The 20858-nt window shown below is 73.6% G+C and carries 20 protein-coding genes; 9 read left to right on the forward strand and 11 right to left on the reverse strand.

What is annotated here, in order from left to right:
- Window positions 1–83: 83 nt before the first annotated feature.
- Window positions 84–770: a type 1 glutamine amidotransferase gene (locus ACIHAD_RS09955; protein WP_397353997.1), complete on the forward strand. Its 687-nt coding sequence runs from the start codon at window positions 84–86 to the stop codon at window positions 768–770.
- 26 nt (window positions 771–796) lie between these two features.
- Here ACIHAD_RS09955 and ACIHAD_RS09960 read toward each other — a convergent pair whose 3' ends face one another.
- Window positions 797–1348 carry an HXXEE domain-containing protein gene (locus ACIHAD_RS09960; protein WP_397353998.1) on the reverse strand — a complete coding sequence of 184 codons (552 nt, stop codon included), beginning with the start codon at window positions 1346–1348 and terminating at the stop codon, window positions 797–799.
- Between the two features lie 82 nt (window positions 1349–1430).
- On the opposite strand from ACIHAD_RS09960, the gene ACIHAD_RS09965 reads away from it, so the two are divergent.
- Together ACIHAD_RS09965 and ACIHAD_RS09970 are read left to right on the forward strand one after the other, a co-directional pair.
- A complete protein-coding gene (locus tag ACIHAD_RS09965; RefSeq protein WP_397353999.1) occupies window positions 1431–4352 on the forward strand; it encodes a bifunctional [glutamine synthetase] adenylyltransferase/[glutamine synthetase]-adenylyl-L-tyrosine phosphorylase in 2922 nt (973 codons plus the stop codon).
- Between the two features lie 33 nt (window positions 4353–4385).
- Window positions 4386–5429 carry a hypothetical protein gene (locus ACIHAD_RS09970; RefSeq protein ID WP_397354000.1) on the forward strand — a complete coding sequence of 348 codons (1044 nt, stop codon included), beginning with the start codon at window positions 4386–4388 and terminating at the stop codon, window positions 5427–5429.
- Between the two features lie 13 nt (window positions 5430–5442).
- Here the strand turns inward: ACIHAD_RS09970 and ACIHAD_RS09975 are convergent, their stop codons facing one another.
- Window positions 5443–6270, reverse strand: coding sequence for a LysR family transcriptional regulator (locus tag ACIHAD_RS09975; protein ID WP_397354001.1), 828 nt, complete (start codon window positions 6268–6270; stop codon window positions 5443–5445).
- An 83-nt stretch (window positions 6271–6353) separates the two neighbouring features.
- Between ACIHAD_RS09975 and ACIHAD_RS09980 the strand changes: the two genes are divergently transcribed.
- Together ACIHAD_RS09980 and ACIHAD_RS09985 are read left to right on the forward strand one after the other, a co-directional pair.
- Complete coding sequence (locus ACIHAD_RS09980; protein ID WP_397354002.1) at window positions 6354–7628, forward strand: MFS transporter; 1275 nt, start codon at window positions 6354–6356, stop codon at window positions 7626–7628.
- Entirely contained in the window at window positions 7625–8347 is a 723-nt protein-coding gene (locus ACIHAD_RS09985) for a B3/4 domain-containing protein (RefSeq protein ID WP_397354003.1), read from the forward strand. The genes ACIHAD_RS09980 and ACIHAD_RS09985 overlap by 4 nt, the downstream gene beginning before the upstream one ends.
- A gap of 25 nt (window positions 8348–8372) precedes the next feature.
- Here the strand turns inward: ACIHAD_RS09985 and ACIHAD_RS09990 are convergent, their stop codons facing one another.
- The 3 genes from ACIHAD_RS09990 to ACIHAD_RS10000 all read right to left on the reverse strand — a co-directional run bounded on the left by ACIHAD_RS09990 (window position 8373) and on the right by ACIHAD_RS10000 (window position 11339).
- A complete protein-coding gene (locus ACIHAD_RS09990; RefSeq protein WP_397354004.1) occupies window positions 8373–8606 on the reverse strand; it encodes a hypothetical protein in 234 nt (77 codons plus the stop codon).
- Window positions 8607–8796: 190 nt separating this feature from the next.
- Window positions 8797–10221: a type I glutamate--ammonia ligase gene (glnA, locus tag ACIHAD_RS09995; RefSeq protein ID WP_397354005.1), complete on the reverse strand. Its 1425-nt coding sequence runs from the start codon at window positions 10219–10221 to the stop codon at window positions 8797–8799.
- A 95-nt stretch (window positions 10222–10316) separates the two neighbouring features.
- A complete protein-coding gene (locus tag ACIHAD_RS10000) occupies window positions 10317–11339 on the reverse strand; it encodes a hypothetical protein (protein ID WP_397354006.1) in 1023 nt (340 codons plus the stop codon).
- A gap of 77 nt (window positions 11340–11416) precedes the next feature.
- Between ACIHAD_RS10000 and ACIHAD_RS10005 the strand changes: the two genes are divergently transcribed.
- The 4 genes from ACIHAD_RS10005 to ACIHAD_RS10020 are packed head-to-tail and all read left to right on the forward strand — an operon-like array spanning window position 11417 to window position 14674.
- Window positions 11417–11878 (forward strand): RDD family protein, encoded by a 462-nt coding sequence (locus ACIHAD_RS10005; RefSeq protein ID WP_397354007.1) that lies wholly within the window; start codon window positions 11417–11419, stop codon window positions 11876–11878.
- A complete protein-coding gene (locus ACIHAD_RS10010) occupies window positions 11875–13065 on the forward strand; it encodes an MFS transporter (RefSeq protein WP_397354008.1) in 1191 nt (396 codons plus the stop codon). Before ACIHAD_RS10005 ends, ACIHAD_RS10010 begins: the two co-directional genes overlap by 4 nt.
- A gap of 48 nt (window positions 13066–13113) precedes the next feature.
- On the forward strand, window positions 13114–13752 hold the full coding sequence (locus tag ACIHAD_RS10015; protein ID WP_397354009.1) for a TetR/AcrR family transcriptional regulator: 639 nt from the start codon (window positions 13114–13116) through the stop codon (window positions 13750–13752).
- A complete protein-coding gene (locus ACIHAD_RS10020; protein WP_397354010.1) occupies window positions 13736–14674 on the forward strand; it encodes a hypothetical protein in 939 nt (312 codons plus the stop codon). Before ACIHAD_RS10015 ends, ACIHAD_RS10020 begins: the two co-directional genes overlap by 17 nt.
- On the opposite strand, the gene ACIHAD_RS10025 is transcribed toward ACIHAD_RS10020, so the two are convergent.
- From ACIHAD_RS10025 to ACIHAD_RS10050, 6 genes are all read right to left on the reverse strand, one after another.
- Complete coding sequence (locus ACIHAD_RS10025) at window positions 14655–15419, reverse strand: class I SAM-dependent methyltransferase (protein WP_397354011.1); 765 nt, start codon at window positions 15417–15419, stop codon at window positions 14655–14657. The two genes, ACIHAD_RS10020 and ACIHAD_RS10025, sit on opposite strands and share 20 nt — an antisense overlap.
- On the reverse strand, window positions 15419–16099 hold the full coding sequence (locus tag ACIHAD_RS10030; RefSeq protein ID WP_397354012.1) for a DUF4191 domain-containing protein: 681 nt from the start codon (window positions 16097–16099) through the stop codon (window positions 15419–15421). Before ACIHAD_RS10030 ends, ACIHAD_RS10025 begins: the two co-directional genes overlap by 1 nt.
- 56 nt (window positions 16100–16155) lie before the next feature.
- Window positions 16156–18507, reverse strand: coding sequence for a beta-glucosidase (locus tag ACIHAD_RS10035; RefSeq protein WP_397354013.1), 2352 nt, complete (start codon window positions 18505–18507; stop codon window positions 16156–16158).
- 67 nt (window positions 18508–18574) lie between these two features.
- Window positions 18575–19366 (reverse strand): alpha/beta fold hydrolase, encoded by a 792-nt coding sequence (locus tag ACIHAD_RS10040; RefSeq protein WP_397354014.1) that lies wholly within the window; start codon window positions 19364–19366, stop codon window positions 18575–18577.
- Window positions 19363–19746 carry a VOC family protein gene (locus ACIHAD_RS10045; protein ID WP_397354015.1) on the reverse strand — a complete coding sequence of 128 codons (384 nt, stop codon included), beginning with the start codon at window positions 19744–19746 and terminating at the stop codon, window positions 19363–19365. The genes ACIHAD_RS10040 and ACIHAD_RS10045 overlap by 4 nt, the downstream gene beginning before the upstream one ends.
- Window positions 19747–19842: 96 nt before the next feature.
- Window positions 19843–20829, reverse strand: coding sequence for a helix-turn-helix domain-containing protein (locus ACIHAD_RS10050; protein ID WP_397354016.1), 987 nt, complete (start codon window positions 20827–20829; stop codon window positions 19843–19845).
- Between the last annotated feature and the right edge of the window lie 29 nt (window positions 20830–20858).

Below are 20858 nucleotides of genomic sequence, written 5' to 3' on the forward strand. Positions count from 1 at the left end.
CCGGCGCCGGGCACCCACCGCCCGCTGTTCCCGTGCGGGACGAAAAGGCGCTTTCCTTAAAAAAGGCGGATAAATTACCCGATATGCGCATCACCGTGATCGAGCACGAGGCCGGCGCCGGGCTCGGCCACCTGGCGGACTGGCTGGGCCTGCCCTGCGACGTCGTCCGGCCCTACCTGGGCCAGCAGGTCCCGGAGCAAGCCGCCGACGGCCTGATCGTGCTCGGCGGCGCCGCGGCCGCCTGGGAGGACGAGCGCAGCCCCTGGCAGCCCGCCACCCGCGCCCTCCTGCGCCGCGCCGTGGACGAGGGCACCCCCACACTCGGCATCTGCCTCGGCGCCCAGCTGCTCACCATGGCCCTCGGCGGCACGGTCGAGCGCGGCGGGAACGGCCTGGAGGTCGGGGCGTGCGAGGTGGTCGCGCTGCCCGCCGCCGCCTCCGACCGGCTGCTGTCCGGCGTCCCGGCGCGGGCCGTCGCCGTCCAGTACCACCAGGACGCCATGACGCGGCTGCCGGAGGGCGCGGTGCCGCTGATGACCGGCGCGCGATACCCGAACCAGGCCTACCGGGTCGGCGAGCGCGCCTGGGCGGTGCAGTTCCACCCCGAGGCCACCCCGGAGATCTTCACCTCCTGGACGGCGGAGTCGGACCTGGAGTCGGCCGAGGACCTGAACGCCGCCGTCAAGGCCGCCGAGACCGCGCTCGTCGCGACCTGGCGACCGGTCGCGCAGGCATTCGCCGAGGTGGTCCGGGCCCACCGCACGGCCTGACCGCCCCGGCCCGGCGTCCGTACGGGTCAGAACCAGCGGTCCCGGCCGAGGCCGTCCGCGGGCCCGTCGTGGCGGCGGCGGGTGAGCAGGTGGGCGACCGCGTGCACGCCGCCCACCGTCAGGGGCGGCGCCGCCAGCCCGAACGCGGTCGCCCGCCCCGGCGCCGTCACCACCCCCGCCCGCCGCAGCCGCCGCCACGCCCAGACCGAGAACGGGATCACCACCAGCGGCGCCGTCACCACCCCCGGCGTGTACCCGCGCGTGGCGACGGCCTGCGCCAGGTGCACGACCCCGTGCAGCCCGAACCCGGCCAGCACGGCCTGGAACACCGGGCTGCGCCCCCCGCTGCGCGCCCCCAGCGCCGAGGCCCCCGCCACCACGCCGCCCATCAGCCCGATCGCCACGTTCACCCGCGCCTGCGACACCTCCAGCCGCTCCCACGGCACCCCCGGGTACAGCCGCTCCAGCCGGGGACGGGCCCGCCGCGCCCATCCGGCCATGGTCGCCAGCTCCTCCGCGTCGTGCACGGCCCACGCCGCCAGCATTCCCCAGGTCACCGCCGCGGACATCCGGCTCATGTCATCCCCTCTCCGACAAAACGCAACGCTACGTTGCGTTGCACTCTACGGCTTCCCGGACGTCACCTGTCAAGATGAGCAGGTGCCCAGGATCGAATCGACCGCCGCACGCCTCGCCAAGCTCGGCTTCGCCGACGGGGCCAGGGCCGCCCAGCTCCTCGACCGCACCCCGGCCGACCTCGACGACCTGCTGGAGTTCCTGGTCGCCGTGGCCGACCCCGACCTGGCCCTGGTCTCGCTGACCCGCCTGGCCGAGCGCGAGCCCGCCGTCCTGGCCGCCGTACGCGGGGACGAGCGGCTCAGGGCGCGCCTGTTCGCCGTGCTCGGCGTCAGCGCCGCGCTCGGCGAGCACCTGGTGCGCCACCCCGGCCAGACGGCCCTGCTGGCCGAGCCCGAGCTGGGCGAGGCGCGGGCCGCGCTGCTGCGCGCCGTCGGCGCCGAGCCGGACGAGCCCGAGCCGCGCGCCGACGTCCCCGACCCGCTGGTGGCGCTGCGGGTGGCCTACCGGGGCCGCGTCATGCACCTGGCCGCCCGCGACCTCACCGGGCAGGCCACCCTCGCGGAGGTCATGGCCGAGCTGTCCGACCTGGCCGGCGCGGCGCTGGAGGCGGCCCTCGCGGTCGCCCGCGCCGAGGTCGACGACTCCGAGGCGCGCCTGGCGGTCATCGGCATGGGCAAGTGCGGCGCCCGGGAGCTCAACTACATCAGCGACGTCGACGTCGTCTTCGTCGCCGAGCCGCGCGAGGGCGCCGACGAGACCAAGGCGCTGCGTTCGGCGACCAGGCTGGCCCAGGCCATGATGCGGGCCTGCACGGCGGCCACCCAGGAGGGCTCGCTGTGGGAGGTCGACGCCGGCCTGCGCCCCGAGGGCCGGTCCGGCCCGCTGGTCCGCACCCTGGCCAGCCACCTGGCCTACTACCGCCGCTGGGCCAAGACCTGGGAGTTCCAGGCGCTGCTCAAGGCCAGGCCGGTGGCGGGCGACCTGGAGCTCGGCGAGTCCTACGTCCAGGCGGTCAACGACATGGTCTGGGCGGCCGCCACCCGCGAGCACTTCGTGGAGGACGTGCAGGCCATGCGCCGCCGCGTCGAGTCGCACGTGCGCGCCGAGGGGGAGCGGCAGCTCAAGCTGGGGCCCGGCGGGCTGCGCGACATCGAGTTCGCCGTCCAGCTCCTGCAGCTCGTGCACGGCAGGCTCGACCCGCTGCTGCGCCGCCGGGCCACCCTCCCGGCCCTGGCCGCGCTCTCCCGCGGCGGCTACGTGGGCCGCGACGACTCGCGCGGGCTCGCCGAGGCGTACACGTTCCTGCGCCAGGTCGAGCACCTGTTGCAGCTCCACCGGCTGCGGCGTACGCACCTGCTGCCCACCGACGAGGCCGACCTGCGCAGGCTCGGCCGCGCGCTGGGCATGCAGGCCGACCCGGTGGGGGAGTTCACCGCCCGGTGGCGCCGGCACGCCATGGAGGCCCGGCGGCTGCACGAGAAGCTGTTCTACCGGCCGCTGCTCCAGGCCGTGGCCCGGCTGCCGGAGTCGGAGGCGCGGCTGTCCACGGCCGCGGCGGCGGCCCGGCTGGAGGCGCTGGGCTACGCCGATCCCAACGGCGCGCTGCGGCACATCGCGGCGCTGTCCACGGGCGTGTCCAGGCGCGCGGCCATCCAGCGCACGCTGCTGCCCGTCATGCTCGGCTGGTTCGCCGACACGCCCGACCCCGACGCGGCGCTGCTCGGCTTCCGGCAGGTCAGCGACAAGCTCGGCAGCACCCCGTGGTACCTGCGGCTGCTGCGCGACGAGACGGCGGTGGCCGCGCGGATGGCCCGGGTGCTCGGCACCGGCCGCTACGCCACCGGCCTGCTCATGCACGCCCCCGACGCGGTCGCGATGCTCGGCTCCGACGAGGAGCTGGCCGTCCGCCCGCCCGAGTCGCTGCGCGGAGAGGCGTCGGCCGCGGTGTCCCGGCACGCCGGAGACCCGGAGACGGCGGTGGCGGCCGTCCGGGCGCTGCGCCGCAGGGAGCTGTTCCGCACGGCCGTCGCCGACATCTCCGAGCTGCTCGACATCGAGACCGTCGGCACGGCCCTGTCGGCGCTCAACGACGTGACCCTCCAGGCCGCGCTCGACGCCGCGCTGGCCAAGGCCCCCGACGTGACCAGGTTCGCGGTCATCGCCATGGGCCGGCTCGGCGGCATGGAGTGCTCGTACGCCAGCGACGCCGACGTGATGTTCGTGCACTCGCCGCTGCCCGGCGTCGAGGAGCGGGAGGCCGGCGACGCCGCCTACGCCGTGGCCAACGAGCTGCGCCGGCTGCTGTCGCTGCCCGCGCCAGACCCGCCGCTGCTCATCGACCCCGACCTGCGCCCGGAGGGCCGCCAGGGGCCGCTGGTGCGCACGCTGGCCTCCTACCGCGCCTACTACGCCCGCTGGTCCTCGCCGTGGGAGGCGCAGGCGCTGCTGCGCGCCCGCTTCTCGGCCGGGGACGCCGCGCTCGGCGACGCGTTCACCTCGATGATCGACGAGCTGCGCTACCCGTCCGAGGGGCTGCGCGAGGACGCGATCAGGGAGATCAGGCGGCTCAAGGCGCGTATGGAGGCCGAACGGCTGCCGCGCGGCGCCGATCCCGCCCTGCACACCAAACTCGGCCCCGGCGGGCTGTCGGACGTGGAGTGGGTGGCCCAGCTCCTCCAGCTCCGCCACGCGGGCGGCGTGCCGTCCCTGCGCACGACCCGGACCATCGCGGCGCTGCGCGCGGCGGCGGCCGAGGGGCTGCTCGACCCGGCCGACGAACGTGTGCTGGCCGAGGCGTGGCGCTTCGCCTCCCGCGTCCGCGACGCGATCATGCTGGTCAGGGGCAGGCCCGGGGACAGCGTGCCGGCCGACGCGGGGGAGCGGGGGCTCATCGCCCGTACGCTCGGCTACCCGCCGGACGGCTCGGAGGACTTCCTCGACGACTACCGCCGCGTCACCCGCCGCGCGCGGCGGGTCGTGGACCGCGTCTTCTACGGGGGTTGATCCCGGTACTCGCCGGGGTGTATCAAGGCGCAGATGTTATCCGTTTACGTGGACCTGGCCCTCGGCCTGGTGGTGTCGTTCCTGCTGCTCTCGCTGCTGGTGAGCGGGGTCAACGAGGCGTTCGTGCGCCTGCTCGCCATCCGCAGCAAGTTCCTGTGGGCCTACCTCAGGGACACCCTCGACGGCGCCGACGCGCAGGGCAGGTCGTGGCTGCCCGCCAAGGTGCGCGACGTGTTCGCCGCGCTGCCGTTCACCCGCGATCCCCGTCCGGCCCACAGCGACCAGCCCGCGCCCGCCGAGCCGGGCACGCTGCCGGTCGCCGAGCCCAAGGCGCAGGACGCCATGGTCAAGCTGCTCTACGAGCGCGTCCAGGAGATCGACCATCCGACCAAGGGCCGTACGAGCATCGCGAACATCCCGCCGGGACGCTTCGCCGTCGCCCTGATGGAGCTGGCGGCCGCCGAGCCCGAGGGCGTCGAGGGCTTCCTGGCCAAGCTCAAGGAGATGGGCAGCCCCCTGTACGGCCACCTGCGCGGCGTGTGGGAGACCGCGCAGCGCGACCTCGACCGGTTCAGGCAGGGCGTCGAGACCTGGTTCGACGGCGAGATGGAACGCCTGTCGATGTTGTACAAGCGCTACGTCAAGTGGGTGGTGGCCGTCCTAGGCCTCCTGGTGACGCTGCTGTTCACCATGGACGGCCTGGAGTACGGCAAGACGCTGCTGCGCGACAACGCCTTCCGCGCCTCGGTGACCGCCGTGGCCGAGGCGGGCCCGGCGGCCTACGACGAGCTCAAGGCCAGGTGCGGCCGGTCCGATCCGGTGCCGTGCATCACCGAGACGCTCAGCGAGCCCGCGATGGTCCAGATGCTCCAGCACGCGCTGGTCAGCATCGCCATCCCGGCCGAGGGCGACCCCACACTCCACTGGAACGGCGCGACCTGGTGGAGCCGGCTCACCACCCCCAGCCACTGGCCCGGCTTCCTGCTGACGTACGTGGCCCTGCTGTTCGGCGCTCCCTTCTGGTGGGACGTGTTCCGCCGCATCACCGGCATCCGGTCCCGGCGCAAGGAGCAGTGAGGGGGCCGGCGGGTCAGGCGCTCATGGCGTACAGCACGTCGCGCAGGGACTCCTCGCGCCCGCGCAGCCAGACCAGGCGCAGGGCCAGCGCGGGCGCCCGGCAGTCGAGCGCGACCAGCGCGCCGGAGTCGAGGTCGGAGCCCAGGGCGAAGTCCGGCAGCAGCGCCTGGCCGAAGCCCTGTCTGGCCCACTCGCGGGCGGTGGCGATGCTGGTCAGCTCCCTTCGCGGCACGGCCGGGCCGAACGCCTGGTCGGCCGCGAGCCGGATCGAGCAGCCGGGCGGGCTCACCAGCAGCGGCTCGCGCTCGCCGTCGGGCGCGGCGACCAGCGACAGCGCGACCTCGCCGACGTCGAGGAAGTCCATGCCGGGCGGCGGGGTGAACCCCAGGCCGCCGATCCGGGGGCCGAGGTCCAGCAGCAGCGCCGCGTCCAGGTCGCCGGAGGCCACCTGGGCCAGCAGGTCCTGCCGCATCAGGGAGCGTACGTCCACGTCCAGGTCGGGGCGGCGTTCGGACAGGCGGCGCAGCACGGTGGGCAGCCGGGCGGCGGCCAGCATCTCCAGCGCGCCGACGCGCACCCGGCGGCGCCGGCCGGTGACCGCGCGGCGCACCTCCTCGGCGTGGTCGAGCAGACCCTGCGCGCGGCCGAGCAGAGTGGCGCCGGCCTCGGTCAGGCGCATGCCCTGGGGTGTGCGCTCGAACAGCGCCACGCCGAGGCTGCCCTCCAGCCTGCGCACCTGCTCCGAGACCGACGCGGGGGCCAGGCCGAGCACGTTCGCCGCGCCGGTGACGGTGCCCGCCCCGGCCACGGCGACGAAGCCCCTCAACTGCCGCAAGTCCATATAAAGCAGCATAAGGTTTTCCCGAATGCCCCGTGCGGCGGCGCCTGTTGAGGTGAAATGTCGCGTTTCAGCAGGCTGTGGGCATGCGAATGTTCGGTTTCTCCCTCGCCTACTTCCTGGTGATCCTCGACACGACCGTGCTGACGATCGCGCTGCCCGACCTGCGGGCCTCGCTCGGCGGCACGCTGGCCGGGCAGCAGTGGGCGGTCAACGCCTACGCCGTCGCCTTCGCCGCGTCGCTGCTCACCGGCGGCGCGGTGGCCGACCGGTTCGGCGCGGCCCGGGTCTTCAAGGCCGGGGTGGCGCTGTTCGGCGTGTTGTCGCTGCTCAGCGCGGTGGCGCCGGACCTGGGCGTGCTGGTCGCGCTGCGCGCCCTGCTCGGCGTGGCCGCGGCGCTGTGCACGGGCGGCTCGCTCGGCCTGCTCGCCGAGATGTTCCCGGTGCCCGCCGCCCGCGCCCGCGCCACCGGCCTGTGGGCGGCGATCACCGGCTCGGCGCTCGCCGCCGGCCCCCTGCTCGGCGGCGTCCTGGTCGGCCTGTACGGCTGGCGCGCCGTCTTCCTGGTCAACGTGCCCTTCGCTCTGGCCAGCCTGCTGATCATGCGCGGCGTCACCTCGCCGCGCGGCTCCCGCCGGATCGACTGGCAGGTCCAGGCGCTGGCCTGCGTGCTGCTCGGCCTGGTCGCCGAGGCCCTGATCGACTCCTCCGCGCTCGCCGCCGCGGCGGCCGCGGCCGCCCTGGTGGCCCTGGTGCTGGTGGAGCGCCGCAGCCACGCCCCCGCCCTGCCCGGCGGCCTGCTCGCCGCCACCTGGCCGGAGCTGCTGGCCGGGACGGTCGCCAACTTCGCCTTCTCCGGCGCGCTGTTCGTGCTCACCCTCCTCCTCCAGGACACCCGCCACCTGTCCCCGGTCGCCGCCGGGCTCGCCTTCCTGCCGCTCACGCTGCCCATGACGGTCAACCCGCTGCTCACCGGCCGCCTGGTCGCCCGCTACGGCCCGCGTCCGCCGATCCTGGGCGGCCTCGCCCTCCTCGCGACCGGCCTGGCCGGGGTCGCGTTCACCGACGTTCTGGCGCCCTGGCTGGTGGTCATGGGGTTCGGGCTGTCGTTCGTGCTCCCGGCGCTGATGGCGGGCATGGTGAACGCCGCCCCCGCGGGCACGGCGGGCACCGCGGGCGGCGTGCTGAACGCCTCCCGCCAGGTCGGCGCCACCCTCGGCGTCGCGGTGCCGGGCGTCGTCGGGCGGCCCTTGCAGGTCGCGGCCGTCGTGACGGCGCTGGCGTTCGGCTGCTACGCCCTGGCCGCCGCCCGCGCCCGGCATGCCGCGAGGGGGCGACAGGAGGCCGCCGCAGTATCGTGAGGCGCACCAGCGTGACGACCGGCGAGGTGACAGTGCTTTTCCAGCATTCCGACGACATCTGGCGGGACTTCCCCGACCTGGTCCCCTGCGCGCTCCACGTGGCGGGCGTCGGCCCAGGCGTGCCCGTGGACGACCAGGTGGCCCGCTACTGGGACCTGGCCGCGCGGCGGGCCGCCCCCGAGAGCGAGCTGCCCGAGATCCAGGCGTGGCGGCGGGCGTTCACACGGATGGGGCTCAAGCCGACGCAGTACCGGTGCGCGTCGGAGTCGCTGCTGCGCCGCTTCAGGAAGGAGGGCGCACTGCCGCGCCTGCACCCCCTGATCGACCTGTGCAACGCGGTCTCGATCGCCTTCGCCGTCCCGGTGGCGGTGTTCGACGTCTCCCGCATCTCCGGTTCCGTGGAGGTGCGGTACGCGACGGGCGAGGAGACGTACCTGACCTTCTCCGGCGAGACGGAGCACCCGGCCGCCGGAGAAGTGATCTTCGCCGACGCGGACGGCCGGGCGCACGCGCGCCGCTGGACCAACCGGCAGAGCGGCCTGTCGGCGGTCGGCGACACCACCACCGACGTGCTCATCGTGGCCGAGGCCCTGCACGAGACGGCCCGCGCCGACGTCGAACGCCTGGCCGCGGCCCTCTACGACGAGCTGACCGCCCTGTGGCCGGTGTCGCCGAAGTCGGAGATCCTCACGCCGTCGGCGCCCCGCTTCGACTTCTGACCACGGGGCGGTCCCCGCTCGCGGCTCAGCAGGGCGTGAAGTAGACCTTCTGGGTGCCCGACAGGATGCCCCACTCGCCGGCGGGCTGGCCGCAGCCCCACCAGCGCTGGCCGACGAGCTGGTCGCCGTTGAAGTAGGCGAAGACGACGAGGAGGTCGCCGCCGGGCGGGGGCGGCGGAATGGCCTGAGCCGGGGTGGAACCGAGACAGAGCGCGCCGGCGGCCAGCACCGCGGCTAACACCCCTCGTGTGATCCTCATGACGGTCCTCCAGATCGTTCGGGCGCGTTCGGCCGATGGCCGGTTGCGTGATCTGGGATCAAGGTAACCGCGTTCGGCGAAGCCCGCCAGATCCCTCGGAACCGGCGGAGGAGTGACGAAAGAAGGGCCCGGCCAGCCATCGGCGCCGGGCCCCCTCCGTTCCGGGTTCTCCCGTGGAAGAACCGCGGCCTCACACGTCGTAGTACAGCTCGAACTCGTGCGGGTGCGGACGCAGGCGGATCGGGTCGACCTCGTTCTCCCGCTTGTACGACACCCACGTCTCGATCAGGTCGGGCGTGAACACGCCGCCTTCGAGCAGGTAGTCGTGGTCGGCCTCCAGCGCGTCGAGCACCTCGGTCAGCGAGCCCGGCACCTGCGGCACCTGGCGGGCCTCCTCCGGCGGCAGCTCGTAGAGGTCCTTGTCGACCGGCTCCGGCGGCTCGATCTTGTTGCGTATGCCGTCGATCCCCGCCATCAGCATCGCCGAGAAGGCGAAGTACGGGTTGCACGACGGATCGGGCACGCGGAACTCGATGCGCTTGGCCTTCGGGTTGGACCCCGTGATCGGGATGCGCACGCAGGCCGAGCGGTTGCGCTGGGAGTAGACCAGGTTGACCGGGGCCTCGTAGCCCGGGACCAGGCGGTGGTAGGAGTTGACCGTCGGGTTGGTGAAGGCCAGCAGCGACGGCGCGTGCCGCAGCAGGCCGCCGATGTAGTAGCGGGCGGTGTCGGACAGGCCCGCGTAGCCGACCTCGTCGTAGAACAGCGGCGAGCCGTCCTTCCACAACGACTGGTGGCAGTGCATGCCGGAGCCGTTGTCACCGAAGATCGGCTTGGGCATGAACGTGACGGTGTGGCCGTACTCCAGGGCGGTGCTCTTGATGACGTACTTGTAGAGCATGAGGTTGTCGGCCGTCTTGAGCAGCGTGCCGAACTTGAAGTCGATCTCCGCCTGGCCCGCCGTGCCGACCTCGTGGTGCTGCATCTCGACGTCGATGCCGCACTCGATGAGGTTGCGCACCATCTCCGAGCGCAGGTCGGTGAAGTGGTCCATCGGCGGGACCGGGAAGTAGCCGCCCTTGTAGCGCGGCTTGTAGCCCAGGTTGCCGCCCTCGGCCCGCTTGCCGGTGTTCCAGGCGCCCTCGATGGAGTCGATGTAGTAGTAGCCGGCGTTCGCCTTCGTCTCGAAGCGCACGTCGTCGAAGATGTAGAACTCGGCCTCCGGGCCGAAGTAGACCGTGTCGGCGATGCCGGTGCCCTTGAGGTACTCCTCGGCCTTGCGCGCCACGTTGCGCGGGTCGCGGCTGTAGGCCTCGCCGGTCAGCGGGTCGTGCACGAAGAAGTTGAGGTTGAGCGTCTTGTGCTGGCGGAACGGGTCGAGCACCGCGCTGGACGGATCGGGCAGCAACAGCATGTCCGACTCGTGGATCGCCTGGAAGCCGCGGATGGACGAGCCGTCGAACATGAGCCCGTCGGTGAAGACGTTCGCGCCGAAGTTCTCAACCGGGAAGGTGAAGTGGTGCGTCGTCCCCGGCAGGTCGGTGAACCTGACATCGACGAACTGCACCCCTTCGTCACTGATGAACTTCAGGACGTCGTCGGCGGAGTTGAACACTCTCGAACCTCCCTGAGGGACTGGCCATCATGCCGACGCTAGGTCGCGGCCGTTTCCGTACGGTGTCTCGATTGTTTCGCATGTGTTACGCAGGGTCACGTCTCCTCGGACGTGTCGCAGCCCCCGTCGGAAACCGGCCGTTCCTCCAGGTCGTAGGGGTCGGTGGCCGGGCCGCTCGGCGCGACGGAACCGGGCGGGTCGTCCTCGTAGACAGGATGGACGAAGCCGTCTTTGGTGCCGCACCTGGCCGGGGTGTGACTCATGCCCCACTCCACGTACGCGGCCGTCCGGCCCTCCGAGCGGTACAACTGCACCTCGCCGGTGAGGTGCGAGACCAGCCGCATGGTGGTGGACGGCTCGCCGGGACGGCGCACGGCGTAGACGACCAGGTAGTTCACCTCGACCTTGACGCCGTGCAGGTCGTCCTCCCGGAAGGTGCCCAGGCGGGCGGTGCCGTTGACCTTGATCACGTCGCCGACCGGCTCGGCGCTGCCGGGGGCGAAGCTGTTGACCAGGTCGCGGCTGTCGTAATTCTTGCCGCCCAGCGCCTCGTAGAACAACTCGCGCTGGTCGGGCTCGAGCAGCCCGGCGAACGCCTTGGGCCTGCCTCCCAGCAGCGTCTCGCGGTCGAGGAGGGCCGCCGCGAGCAGGGCGCGGGTGCGCTTCAGCCCCTTGGCCACGTCCGCCTTCGACAGGCCGCCCAGCGCCTTGGCCTCCGGCATCACGAAGCCCGCGGCGCCGTCGGCGTAGCGCTCGGCGGGCGAGCCGGCGAAGGGGGTGTCGGTCCGTACGGGATTCGCGAGGACCGGCAGGCCCTCCAGGCCCGGGTTCGCGCCCAGCAGGTCGGGGCGATAGGCGACCATGATGCCCGCGGCGCCCACGACGGCGCACAACGCGATCAGGGCGACCGACACGCGTCCGAGCCTGCGCGAACCGCCGCCGTCGGCGACGCGGTCGGAGGGTAAGCGGCCCGGCCGCGGCGGGCGTGGCGCGCGTTGTCGCGTGGCACCCGTCCTGGCCCCCTTGGCGGCCGACGAGCGCATCCTGCGGCGCTCGTCCTCGTCGATCTGCGCGATCACCTCGTTGAAGCGCGCGTCAAGGTCGTCCCCGTGTGGCATGGCGACCATGATGGCGGCGGCAGGGCGCGGTTGGGTCACGACGCCGACCGGCCCATGGGCCGGATACCGTTGACGGCATGAGCAGCAACGAGCCTCGGTGGACGCAGACCTGGCTGGGCGGCATCCGGTCCGCCGGGATCGACCTCGGATACCCGGGTGAGCGTCTCGGGCTGCCCGCGGAGGGCGGCGGATCGGTCGCCGGGTGGGGGCGCAGGATCGCCGCGCTCGTGATCGACTGGATGATCTGCACCTGGGTCGTCGTGCAGCTGCTGCTCAGGATGAACCCGGCCGAGTCCCCGTGGGCGCCCGTGGCGGTGTTCACGCTCCAATACCTGCTGCTGGTCGGCTTCATGGGCCAGACGTTCGGCCACCGGCTCGCCGGCATCCGCGTCGCCGCCATGGACGGCGGCGCCCCGCGCCTGCTGCCCGTGCTGGTGCGCACCGTGCTGCTGGGCCTGGCCCTGCCGGCCCTGATCTGGGACCGCGACCACCGCGGGGTGCACGACCGGGTGTCCAACACCGTGGTCGTCCGGATGTGACGACCGCCGGGGCCGGGGCGGGGCGGTGGTTCGGCCCGCTCATGGTGGCGGCGGCGTGCGTACAGGCGGCGACGTTCGCGGCCCGTCCGATGGTGAGCTACCGGGCCATCGAGATCGGCGCGGGCTACCTCGGCATCGGGCTCATCACCGCCGGTTTCTCGGTGCTCCCGCTCTTCGCGGCCGTCTCCGCGGGCCGCTGGGTGGACGCCTCCGGCGAGCGCGGCGCGGCCCTGCTGGGCGCCGCGCTGATCACCGGCAGCGCCCTGGCGCTGGCCGTGGCCCGGTCGCTGTGGGCGCTGGTGCTGCTCAACGCGGTGTTCGGGCTCGGGCACCTGCTGTCCGTCGTCGCCCAGCAGGCCGTCATCGCCAACCGGGTGGCCGCCGGAGGCCACGACCGCGCCTACGCGCGCTTCACCGTCTTCACCTCGCTCGGCCAGCTCGCCGGGCCCTCGGCCGCGGCCCTGGTGGCGGGCGGCACGCTCACCGGCCCCCCCGCCGACGCGGCCCATGTGGGGCCGGCCCTCGCCGTGGCGGCCGGGTTCGGCCTGGTGGCGGGGCTGGCGAGCCTGCGCACCGGGGCTCCGGGGCCGGCGCGGGAGCGGGCCGCCGTCCGGCGCTTCCCGCTGCGCGGCACGCTCGGCCAGGAGGGCATGTGGCAGGCCCTGATGACGAGCCTGGCCACCGTCTCCACGATCGACCTGGTGCTGGCGTACCTGCCGGCCTGGGGCGAGAGCCGCGGCGCCGGGGTGGTCGCGGTCGGCGCGCTGCTGGCGCTGCGGGCCGCCGCCACCATGGCGAGCAGGCTCGCCATGGAACGCCTGGTCCTGCGGTACGGCCGCCGCGCCGTCCTGGTGACCAGCACCGTCGTCGCCGCGGTCACCGTCGCCGCGCTGCCCCTGTGCGGCACGGTCGCCGCGGTGCCGGTCGTCGCGCTGATGGGGCTCGCGCTGGGGCTGGGCCAGCCGCTGACGCTGGCGTGGGTGGCCGGACGCGCGCGGGCGGGCGAGCGCGGCACGGCGCTCGCGCTGCGGCTGACCGGCAACCGGCTGGGCCAGGTGCTGGTGCCGGCCGTGGCGGGCGTGGTGGCCGGCGCGACCGGCGTGCTCGGCGTCTTCGCGCTCAGCGCCGCCATGCTGGCCGCCACCGCGGGCCTGGCCGCCCGCGCGCCGATGAGCACCGCTGAGTAAAAACCGTACCGGGTTTGAAAACTTACCCGGTACGGTTATCGTGGCCCCATGATGGCGGGGCTCAGGGAGCGCAAGAAGGAGCAGACCCGGCGGCGCATCGCGGAGACGGCGTTGCGGCTGTTCGCCGAGCGCGGCTACGACGCGGTGACGGTCAACGAGATCGCCGAGGCGGCCGGGGTCGCGAAGGTCACGCTGTTCGCGTACTTCCCCGGCAAGGAGTGCCTGGTCCTCGACGGCGTCCAGGAGGACCCGGCCGCGATCGTGGCGGGTCGCGACCCGGGCCGCTCGCCGATCGGCGCGCTGCGCGAGCACTACCGGGCGATGGCCGCCCGGGGCGCGCGGGAGGTCGACGTGGAGGGGCTGCTGACCCGGGTCCGGGTGATCGCGGCCACCCCGGCGCTGCTGGCCGCCGTCCAGCAGACCCACGCGGGGGAGCGGTACGAGCTCGCCGCGGCGCTGGCCGGGGAGGCGGGCGGGCCCGCGGACGACCTGACCGCCCAGCTCATGGCGGCCCAGATCACCGGCGCGATCACCGCGTTGCAGGAGGCGTTCTTCCACCGGCTCGCCTCGGGGACCCCGCTGGAGGAGGCGGGCCGGCTGCTGGCCGGGGACGTCGAGACGGCCTTCGACCTCCTCGAATACGGCTTTTCGTCCATAAAAGGGGAAAATCGTGAAAAAAGGGATTAACTACGACACCGGGTTTCTGAACGGCCCCCAGCTCACCCGCCGGACCTTCGACCCCGACCTCGTCGCCCGGGAGATGCGGGTGATCGCCGACGAGCTCCACTGCACGGCCGTCCGCGTCTCCGGCGGCGACCCCGAGCGGCTTTCCGTCGCGGCCGAGCGGGCGGCGGCGGCCGGGCTGGAGGTGTGGTTCGCGCCCTTCCCCGTCGACGCCACCCCGCAGGAGGCCGTCGCCCTCTACGCCGACTGCGCCGCCCGCGCCGAGCATCTGCGCCGCACCGGCGCGGAGGTCGTGCTGGTCGCCGGGTGCGAGTCCAGCGCCTTCTGCCACGGCTTCATCCCCGGCGCCACGTACGGCGAGCGTTTGCAGGCCATGATGACGGCCGACCTGGCCTGGTGGCAGTCGATGGCCGAGATCGTGCCCCGCTTCAACGCCTTCCTGGCCGAGGCCGCCGCGGCGGTCAGGGCCGGGTTCGGCGGCCGGCTCACGTACGCCTCGGGCCCCTGGGAGCTGATCGACTGGACGCCCTTCGACATCGTCGGCGTCGACGCCTACCGCGCCGCCTACAACGCCGCCGACTTCCCGGCGGAGCTGCGGGCCCACTTCGCCCACGGCAAGCCGGTGGCCGCCACCGAGTTCGGCACCTGCGCCTACAAGGGCGCGGGGGAGCGCGGCGGCTCGGCGTACGTGGTGCCCGAGGGGGCCGTGCCCGACGAGGGCGAGCAGGTCCGCTACCTGGACGAGCTGCTCGACGTCTTCGAGGCCGAGGGCCTGCACGCCGCGTTCTGGTTCACCTTCGCCGGGTACCACCGGCGCGGCGCCGACGACCTCGGCTCCTACGGCGTGGTCAGGATGCTCGACGAGACCCGCTGGGAGCCCAAGGAGGTCTTCGCCGCGATGGCGGCTAGGTATTCGCGCAGGTGAAGATGGCGGTTCCGGGGAGGTGCCGGCCGCGCAGCGGGCTCCAGCCGCCCCACTCCCGCTCGTGCCCCTGCGGCCACTCCGGCTCCAGCAGGCCGGTGAGGGTCAGCCCGGAGGCGGCCAGCAGGCCGACCCAGTCGCCCATCGTGCGGTGGTGCTCGACGTAGGAGGCGGAGCCGTCGTCGTCCCGCTCGACGTAGGGCGAGCGGTCGAAGTAGGAGCGGTCGGAGGTGAGCCCGCGCGGGCCGGGGTCGTCGGGGAAGGCCCACCGGATCGGGTGGCTCACCGAGAACACGAACCGGCCGCCCGGCCTGAGCACCCTGCGCACCTCGCGGAAGACCGCCAGCGGGTCGGCCACGAACGGCAGCGCCCCGTACGCCGAGCACGCCAGGTCGAAGGCGCCGGACGCGTACGGCAGCGACTCGGCGTCGGCCTGGGCCACCGGGACGCGCAGGCCGGTGTCGAGGTCGATGCGCCGGGAGTGGCGCAACTGCCGGTGGGAGATGTCGAAGGCGGCCACCCGGGCCCCCTGCGTCACCAGCCACCGCGCGCACTGCGCCGCGCCGCAGCCGATCTCCAGCACGCGCCGGCCGCGCACCTCGCCCAGGAGGTGCGCGTCGGCCTCGTCGACGCCCTCGGGACACCAGACGAACCCGGTGTCCCGCAGGAAGCCGCCGTGCTCGACCTGGTAGTCGTCGGCGTTGCCGTCCCACCAGAGGCGGTTGGCCCGCGAGGAGACCGACAGCACTAGCGCATCTTCGGGCCGCGCGGCATGCGGGCCCCCTTGGGCATCGGGCCCTTCGGCATCGGCAGGTTCTTGGGCAGCGAGCGCAGCCGGTCCTTGACCTCGTTGACCGAGGGCTTCTTCAGGTTGCGCGGCAGCTTCATGATGTGCCGCTGGAGCTTGCTGATCGGCACCTGGCCCTCGCCGTCGCCGCACTGGATGTCGTAGATCTCGACGCCCAGCACCACGCGCGCGACCCGCTTCTTCTCGGCCGCGAGCATCCGGGCCACCCGGTTGCCGGGGCCCTCGGAGACCAGCACGACCCCCGGGAAGCCGACGACGAGGTGGACCAGGTCCTGGTCACGGTTGACGGCGATGGCCGGGGTGACCTGCCAGTTGCCCCGCATGCCCTGCAACACCGCGGCGGCGGCGCCGGTCTGGCCGTGCAGGATCGAGTACTGGGCCTTCTGGGCGAGCTGGCCGAAGACGACCAGCCCGACGGTGAGCGCGGCCAGGATGCCGATGAACACCGAATACCACAGGTAGTCCGTGACCAGGCCGATCACGACGACCACAGCCAGCGTGCCCACCGCCGAGAGGAAGACGATGGGCATCCCCTTGGGATTGGCCTGCTTGATGATCTGCGCGATCATGCGGAGCTGCTTGATGCGCCCCGGCTTCTCTGGGTCCTCGGACTTTGCCATGCTCAGAAGGATACAAACCAACTGGTGCACTATGGAAAATGCGCCTGGCCTTTTCGCTAGATCTTCACCGTGATCGACAGCCTCGGGTCCGCGACGTGGTGCGACGCCTGGAGCGTGTACTCGCCCTCGACCGTGCGCCAGCCGTCCTCCCACACCTGGAAGGCGCGTTCGGGCAGGAAGACGGTCGTGATCACGGTCTCTCCCGGCTCGGCCTCGACCACGTCGAACCCGGCGAGGCGGCGTTCGGCGCCCTGGCGGACGTAGATCTGCACGACCTCGCGGCCGAAGCGGTCGCCGGTGTTGGTCAGCGCGACGGTCACGGTGCCGCCCTCGGCGGCGATCGAGTCGTAGCTCCACGTCGTGTAGCCGAGCCCGTGGCCGAACCAGAAGGCCGGAACCCGCCCGGACCGCTCCCAGGCCCGGTACCCGATGTGCGTGCCCTCGTCGTAGGCCACAGCGCCGTCCACGGGGGTGACGTCCGTGACGGGCGCGTCCTGGAGCGTCGCCGGCCACGTGGTGGGCAGGCGGCCGCCGGGCTCGGCGCGCCCGGACAGCACGTCGGCCAGCGCCGACCCGGCCTCCTGCCCGGGGAACCAGGTCAGCAGCACGGCCGCGACCTCCTCGGCCCACGGCATCTCGACCGGCGAGCCCGCGTTGACCACGACCACCGTGCGCGGGTTGGCCGCGGCCACGGCGCGGATCAGCTCGTCCTGGCGGCCGGGGAGCGCGAGGTCCGCGCGGTCGAAGCCCTCGCTCTCGACCTCGGGCGTGGTCGAGGCCACGACCACCGCCACGTCGCAGTCCGCCGCCAGCCGCACGGCCTCGGCGATCAGCTCGTCCGGGCCCGGCGCCGGGTCGGCGTGGCCCAGCGTGTACGCCACGAACGCCATGCCGCCGAGGGCCCCCGCCGGATGCGTCACGCACAGCTCGTACGGCTCGCCCGCGGCCATCTCGACGGCGAACCGCCGCTCCGGCGGCGACAGGAACGCGGCCGCCGGATCGCCGCCCTCCAGCTCGACCGCCGCGTCGAAGACCGTCTCCCCGTTCACCGTCACGGTGAAGCGGCCCACGCCCGCCACCGCCAGCTCGTGCCGGCCCGCCCGGTCCGGCGTGTACGCCGCCCGCAGCCGTACGGCCTTGAGCCGCTCGCCGTCCACGTCCGGCGGCAGCTCGCCGATCCACCGCGCCTCGGCCGCCGCCAGCGGATGCTCGGCCAGCAGGCCGCCGTCGGCGTCGAGGAACTGCGCCACGGCCGGGCAGGCCAGCGGGGCCAGGCGGATGCGCGGGTCGGTCCCGACGGCGTGGCGGACCTCGACGCCCTCCAGCGCGCTCAGCCCGGCCAGCGGGGAGACGATCCGGTCGGGGAAGACCTGGGCGCTGCCGCCGCCCATGACCCGGGCCCGGCCGGCGGCCGAGCCGATGAGCGCCAGCGTGCGCACGTCCCGCAGCGGCAGCACGCCGTCGTTGGTGAGCAGCGTGAACCCGCGCACGGCCACCTCGCGGGCCAGCGCGACACCGTCGACGACGGCCGGGGCGGCCTGGGCGGGCCGGTCGCCGCCGCCGAGCGCGCCCGTACGGCGGGCCAGCCGCAGGACGCGCCGGACCTTGTCGTCGACGACCGACTCCGGCACCCGCCCCTCCCGTACGGCGGCCTCCAGCCTGTCCCCCCACGGGCCGAACGGTCCGGGCATGGCCACGTCGGTCCCGCCCAGGGCGGCGGCCTCGGTGCTGCGCACGGCCGTCCAGTCGGACACGACGAGCCCGTCGAACCCCCACTCGTCCTTGAGCACGCCGTTGACCAGGTCGGAGTGCTCGGTCATGGTGGTGCCGTTCACCGAGTTGTAGGCCGTCATCAGCCCCCAGGCGCCGGCCCGCACGACCCGCTCGAACGGCCGCAGGTACACCTCGCGCAGCGCCTTCTCGCCGACCTCGACGTTCACGGTGAAGCGGTCGGTCTCGAAGTCGTTGGCGACGAAGTGCTTGGGCGTGGTGGCCACGCCGCCCGCCTGCACGCCCTCGACGTAGGCCGCGCCGATCTCGCCCGTCAGGTACGGGTCCTCCGAGAAGCACTCGAAGTGCCGGCCGCCGAGCGGGGAGCGGTGCAGGTTGATCGTGGGCGCGAGCAGCACGTGCACGCCCTTGCGCCGGGCCTCCTGGGCCAGCAGCGCGCCGGCCCGCCGGACGAGGTCCACGTCCCAGGTGGCCGCGAGCGCGGTCGGGCTGGGCAGCGCGATCGACGGGTCGGCGGAGGTCCACTGCTCACCGCGTACGCCGATCGGGCCGTCGCTCATCACGAGCCGGTCGAGACCGATCTCGGGGATCGCCGGAAGGGACCACATGCCGGCCCCGGTGAGCAGGCGGATCTTGGTGGGCAGGTCGAGCCGGTCGATCAGTTCGTCGAGTTCCACGGCAACAGTGTTCACCAGAAAACCGAGCACTCGATAGGTTTGTGGCCTTTACGTTACGCAAAGCCTGTCACCGTGCGAAGAACTCCAGCAATTCGGGCACCAGTGCCTCCGGCGTCACGGCGTGGGCCTGATCCTCCAGCACCCGGTGCCGCGCCCCCGGCACGGCCGCCGTGACCGCCAGAGCCGCGCCCGCCATCCACCGCGGGCTGCGCTCCCCGCTCAGCACGAGCAGCGGTTGCGCGATCCTGGCCAGCGTGGCGGCCGGCAGCCGGTTGCCCGGCCCGAGGACGGCGGCCTCGTAGGCCAGCGTGCGGGCCACGCCCTTGAGGTGCGCCCACGACGCGTCGGCCCGCATCGCGGCCACGGCCTCGGCCGGCACCTCGGCCGCCTCCACCATGAACCGCTCGACCGCCTCCTCCCACCGGTCCGCCTCGACCAGCGCGTCGAGCTGCGCGGCGAAGTCGTCCGGCAGCGGGGGAGCGTGGTCGTCCACGTGGTACGGCGGCTCCCACACCGCCACCCTCGTGATGCCGAGCCCCCGCGCGGCGGCCTCCAGCACGAGCGCCGCGCCGGACGAGCCCCCGAACACCATGGCCGTCCCGCCCGCCGCGCCGATCACCGCCGCCAGGTCCTCGATCTCCCGCTCGACCGCGTACGGGCGGGTGTCGCCGCTGCCGCCCCGGCCCCTGCGGTCGTAGTTGACGACCGTGAACCAGGGCGACAGGGCGGCGGCCACGCCCGCCAGCGTGGGGTGCGCCCGGTCGCCGAACGCGCCGTTGACCAGCACGACCGCGGGCCCGGCACCGTGCCTGTCGAAGGCGAGCACGGTGCCGTCCGCCGAGGTGACCCGGCCGCTCACGCGGGCTGGACCAGGCAGAGGGCCTCCCAGTGGTGCCCGTCGAGGTCGGCGAAGCCGCGCTGGTAGCGGAACCCGGCCTCCTGCGGCACACCGGCCGGGGTGGCGCCGAGCGCGAGCGCCTTGTCCACCAGCTCGTCCACCTGGGCCGGGTTCTCCATGCCGAGCACCACGATGGCCTCGGTGCTGGTGGCGGCGTCGGCGATCTCCTTGCTGACGTACATGGCGAACGTCGGCTCGGTGAGCAGCATCACCTGCGTCTGCTCGTTGATCAGGATCGAGGCCATGCCCTCGGCCATGCCGTACATGGAGAGGCCGAGGTCGGTGAAGAACTTCTGCGACCGGTCCAGGTCCTTGACCGGCAGGTTGAGAAAGAGCTGCATGTCGTGATCCTTAGCGTTCTGAGGTGTTTGTGACACCTTCAGTCTGCTCACCACGGCCCCGCGCGTCTTGGATCCCAGCGCCAGGGAAGTTGACGATCAGCGCACGGGGTTGGCGCGCCGGAACTCGGCGGGCGGCAGCCCGTACGCCCGCTTGAACAGCCTGCTGAAGTGCGCCGAATCGGGCAGCCCCCACCGGGCCCCCACCTCGCTCACCGGCACGTGGCGGGCGGCGAGCAGGTCGGCGCGGCAGCGCTCCAGCCGCCGGCGCCTGATCCAGGCGGCCACCGTCGTGTTCTCGGACTCGAACAGCCGGTGCAGGTAGCGCACCGAGACGTGGTGCGCCTCGGCCACCATGGCCGGGTCGAGGTCGGACCGGCCCAGGCGCTGGTCGATGAAGGCGCGCACGCGCAGCAGCAGCGCGCGGCGGCGGGCGTCCTCGGGCACCGCGGCGGCCTGCTCGGCGCGCTCGGCCAGGGCCGTGGTGACCAGGTCCATCACCACCGTCGCCAGCCGGGCCGCGCTGGCCGGGGTGTAGTCGCCGTAGTCCTGGGTGACCCGGCGCAGCAGCGGAACGGCCAGCGCGCCGGCGCCGTCGCGCGCCGAGACGGGCACCGCGGTCAGCCGGGCCACGTCGTCGTACGGCAGCGGCAGCAGCTCGTGCGGGAAGCTGAACACCGCCAGCTGCACGGCCGAGTCGTAGGCGATCTCGTAGGGCCGGGTGAAGTCGTAGATGGCGAACTCGCCCTTGTCCAGGCGGATCTCGCGGCCGTCCTGGCGCAGCACCGGGTTGCCCGAGACGGCCAGCACGGCCCGGTAGAGCTCGGGGTTGTCGCGGTGGATCAGCTTCGCCGTGCGGTGGACGCTGTGCGGCGTGGACGTGCGCACCCGGCCCACGCTCACCGGGCCTAATTGCCCCAGCTCGATCTCGCCCCGCAGCGGCGCGTCGGAGTCGATGCGCAGGTCGAGCGGGCCGAGCGTGTCGCAGACGATGCCGCGCCAGGCGTCGTGACGGCTGCGCGCGGGCAGGTCGCTGGTGCGGATCACGGTCGCCATCGCCTCGCCCCTCTTCGGCAGCCCTGCCATGCTAGGGACGCGAAAAGCCCCGGGCAAAC

The sequence above is a fragment of the Nonomuraea sp. NPDC052265 genome (assembly GCF_044547985.1).
Taxonomy (GTDB): domain Bacteria; phylum Actinomycetota; class Actinomycetes; order Streptosporangiales; family Streptosporangiaceae; genus Nonomuraea.

Bases quoted from the DNA above. Each gene is read 5' to 3' on its own strand.
- ACIHAD_RS10015 (WP_397354009.1), top strand. From the start codon at position 13,114: ATGATGGCGGGGCTCAGGGAGCGCAAGAAGGAGCAGACCCGGCGGCGC.
- ACIHAD_RS09960 (WP_397353998.1), bottom strand. From the start codon at position 1,348: ATGAGCCGGATGTCCGCGGCGGTGACCTGGGGAATGCTGGCGGCGTGG.
- ACIHAD_RS10045 (WP_397354015.1), bottom strand. From the start codon at position 19,746: ATGCAGCTCTTTCTCAACCTGCCGGTCAAGGACCTGGACCGGTCGCAG.
- ACIHAD_RS10000 (WP_397354006.1), bottom strand. From the start codon at position 11,339: ATGCCACACGGGGACGACCTTGACGCGCGCTTCAACGAGGTGATCGCG.
- ACIHAD_RS09955 (WP_397353997.1), top strand. From the start codon at position 84: ATGCGCATCACCGTGATCGAGCACGAGGCCGGCGCCGGGCTCGGCCAC.
- ACIHAD_RS10005 (WP_397354007.1), top strand. From the start codon at position 11,417: ATGAGCAGCAACGAGCCTCGGTGGACGCAGACCTGGCTGGGCGGCATC.
- ACIHAD_RS10030 (WP_397354012.1), bottom strand. From the start codon at position 16,099: ATGGCAAAGTCCGAGGACCCAGAGAAGCCGGGGCGCATCAAGCAGCTC.
- ACIHAD_RS10050 (WP_397354016.1), bottom strand. From the start codon at position 20,829: ATGGCAGGGCTGCCGAAGAGGGGCGAGGCGATGGCGACCGTGATCCGC.
- ACIHAD_RS09990 (WP_397354004.1), bottom strand. From the start codon at position 8,606: ATGAGGATCACACGAGGGGTGTTAGCCGCGGTGCTGGCCGCCGGCGCG.
- ACIHAD_RS09975 (WP_397354001.1), bottom strand. From the start codon at position 6,270: ATGGACTTGCGGCAGTTGAGGGGCTTCGTCGCCGTGGCCGGGGCGGGC.
- ACIHAD_RS09970 (WP_397354000.1), top strand. From the start codon at position 4,386: ATGTTATCCGTTTACGTGGACCTGGCCCTCGGCCTGGTGGTGTCGTTC.
- ACIHAD_RS09980 (WP_397354002.1), top strand. From the start codon at position 6,354: ATGCGAATGTTCGGTTTCTCCCTCGCCTACTTCCTGGTGATCCTCGAC.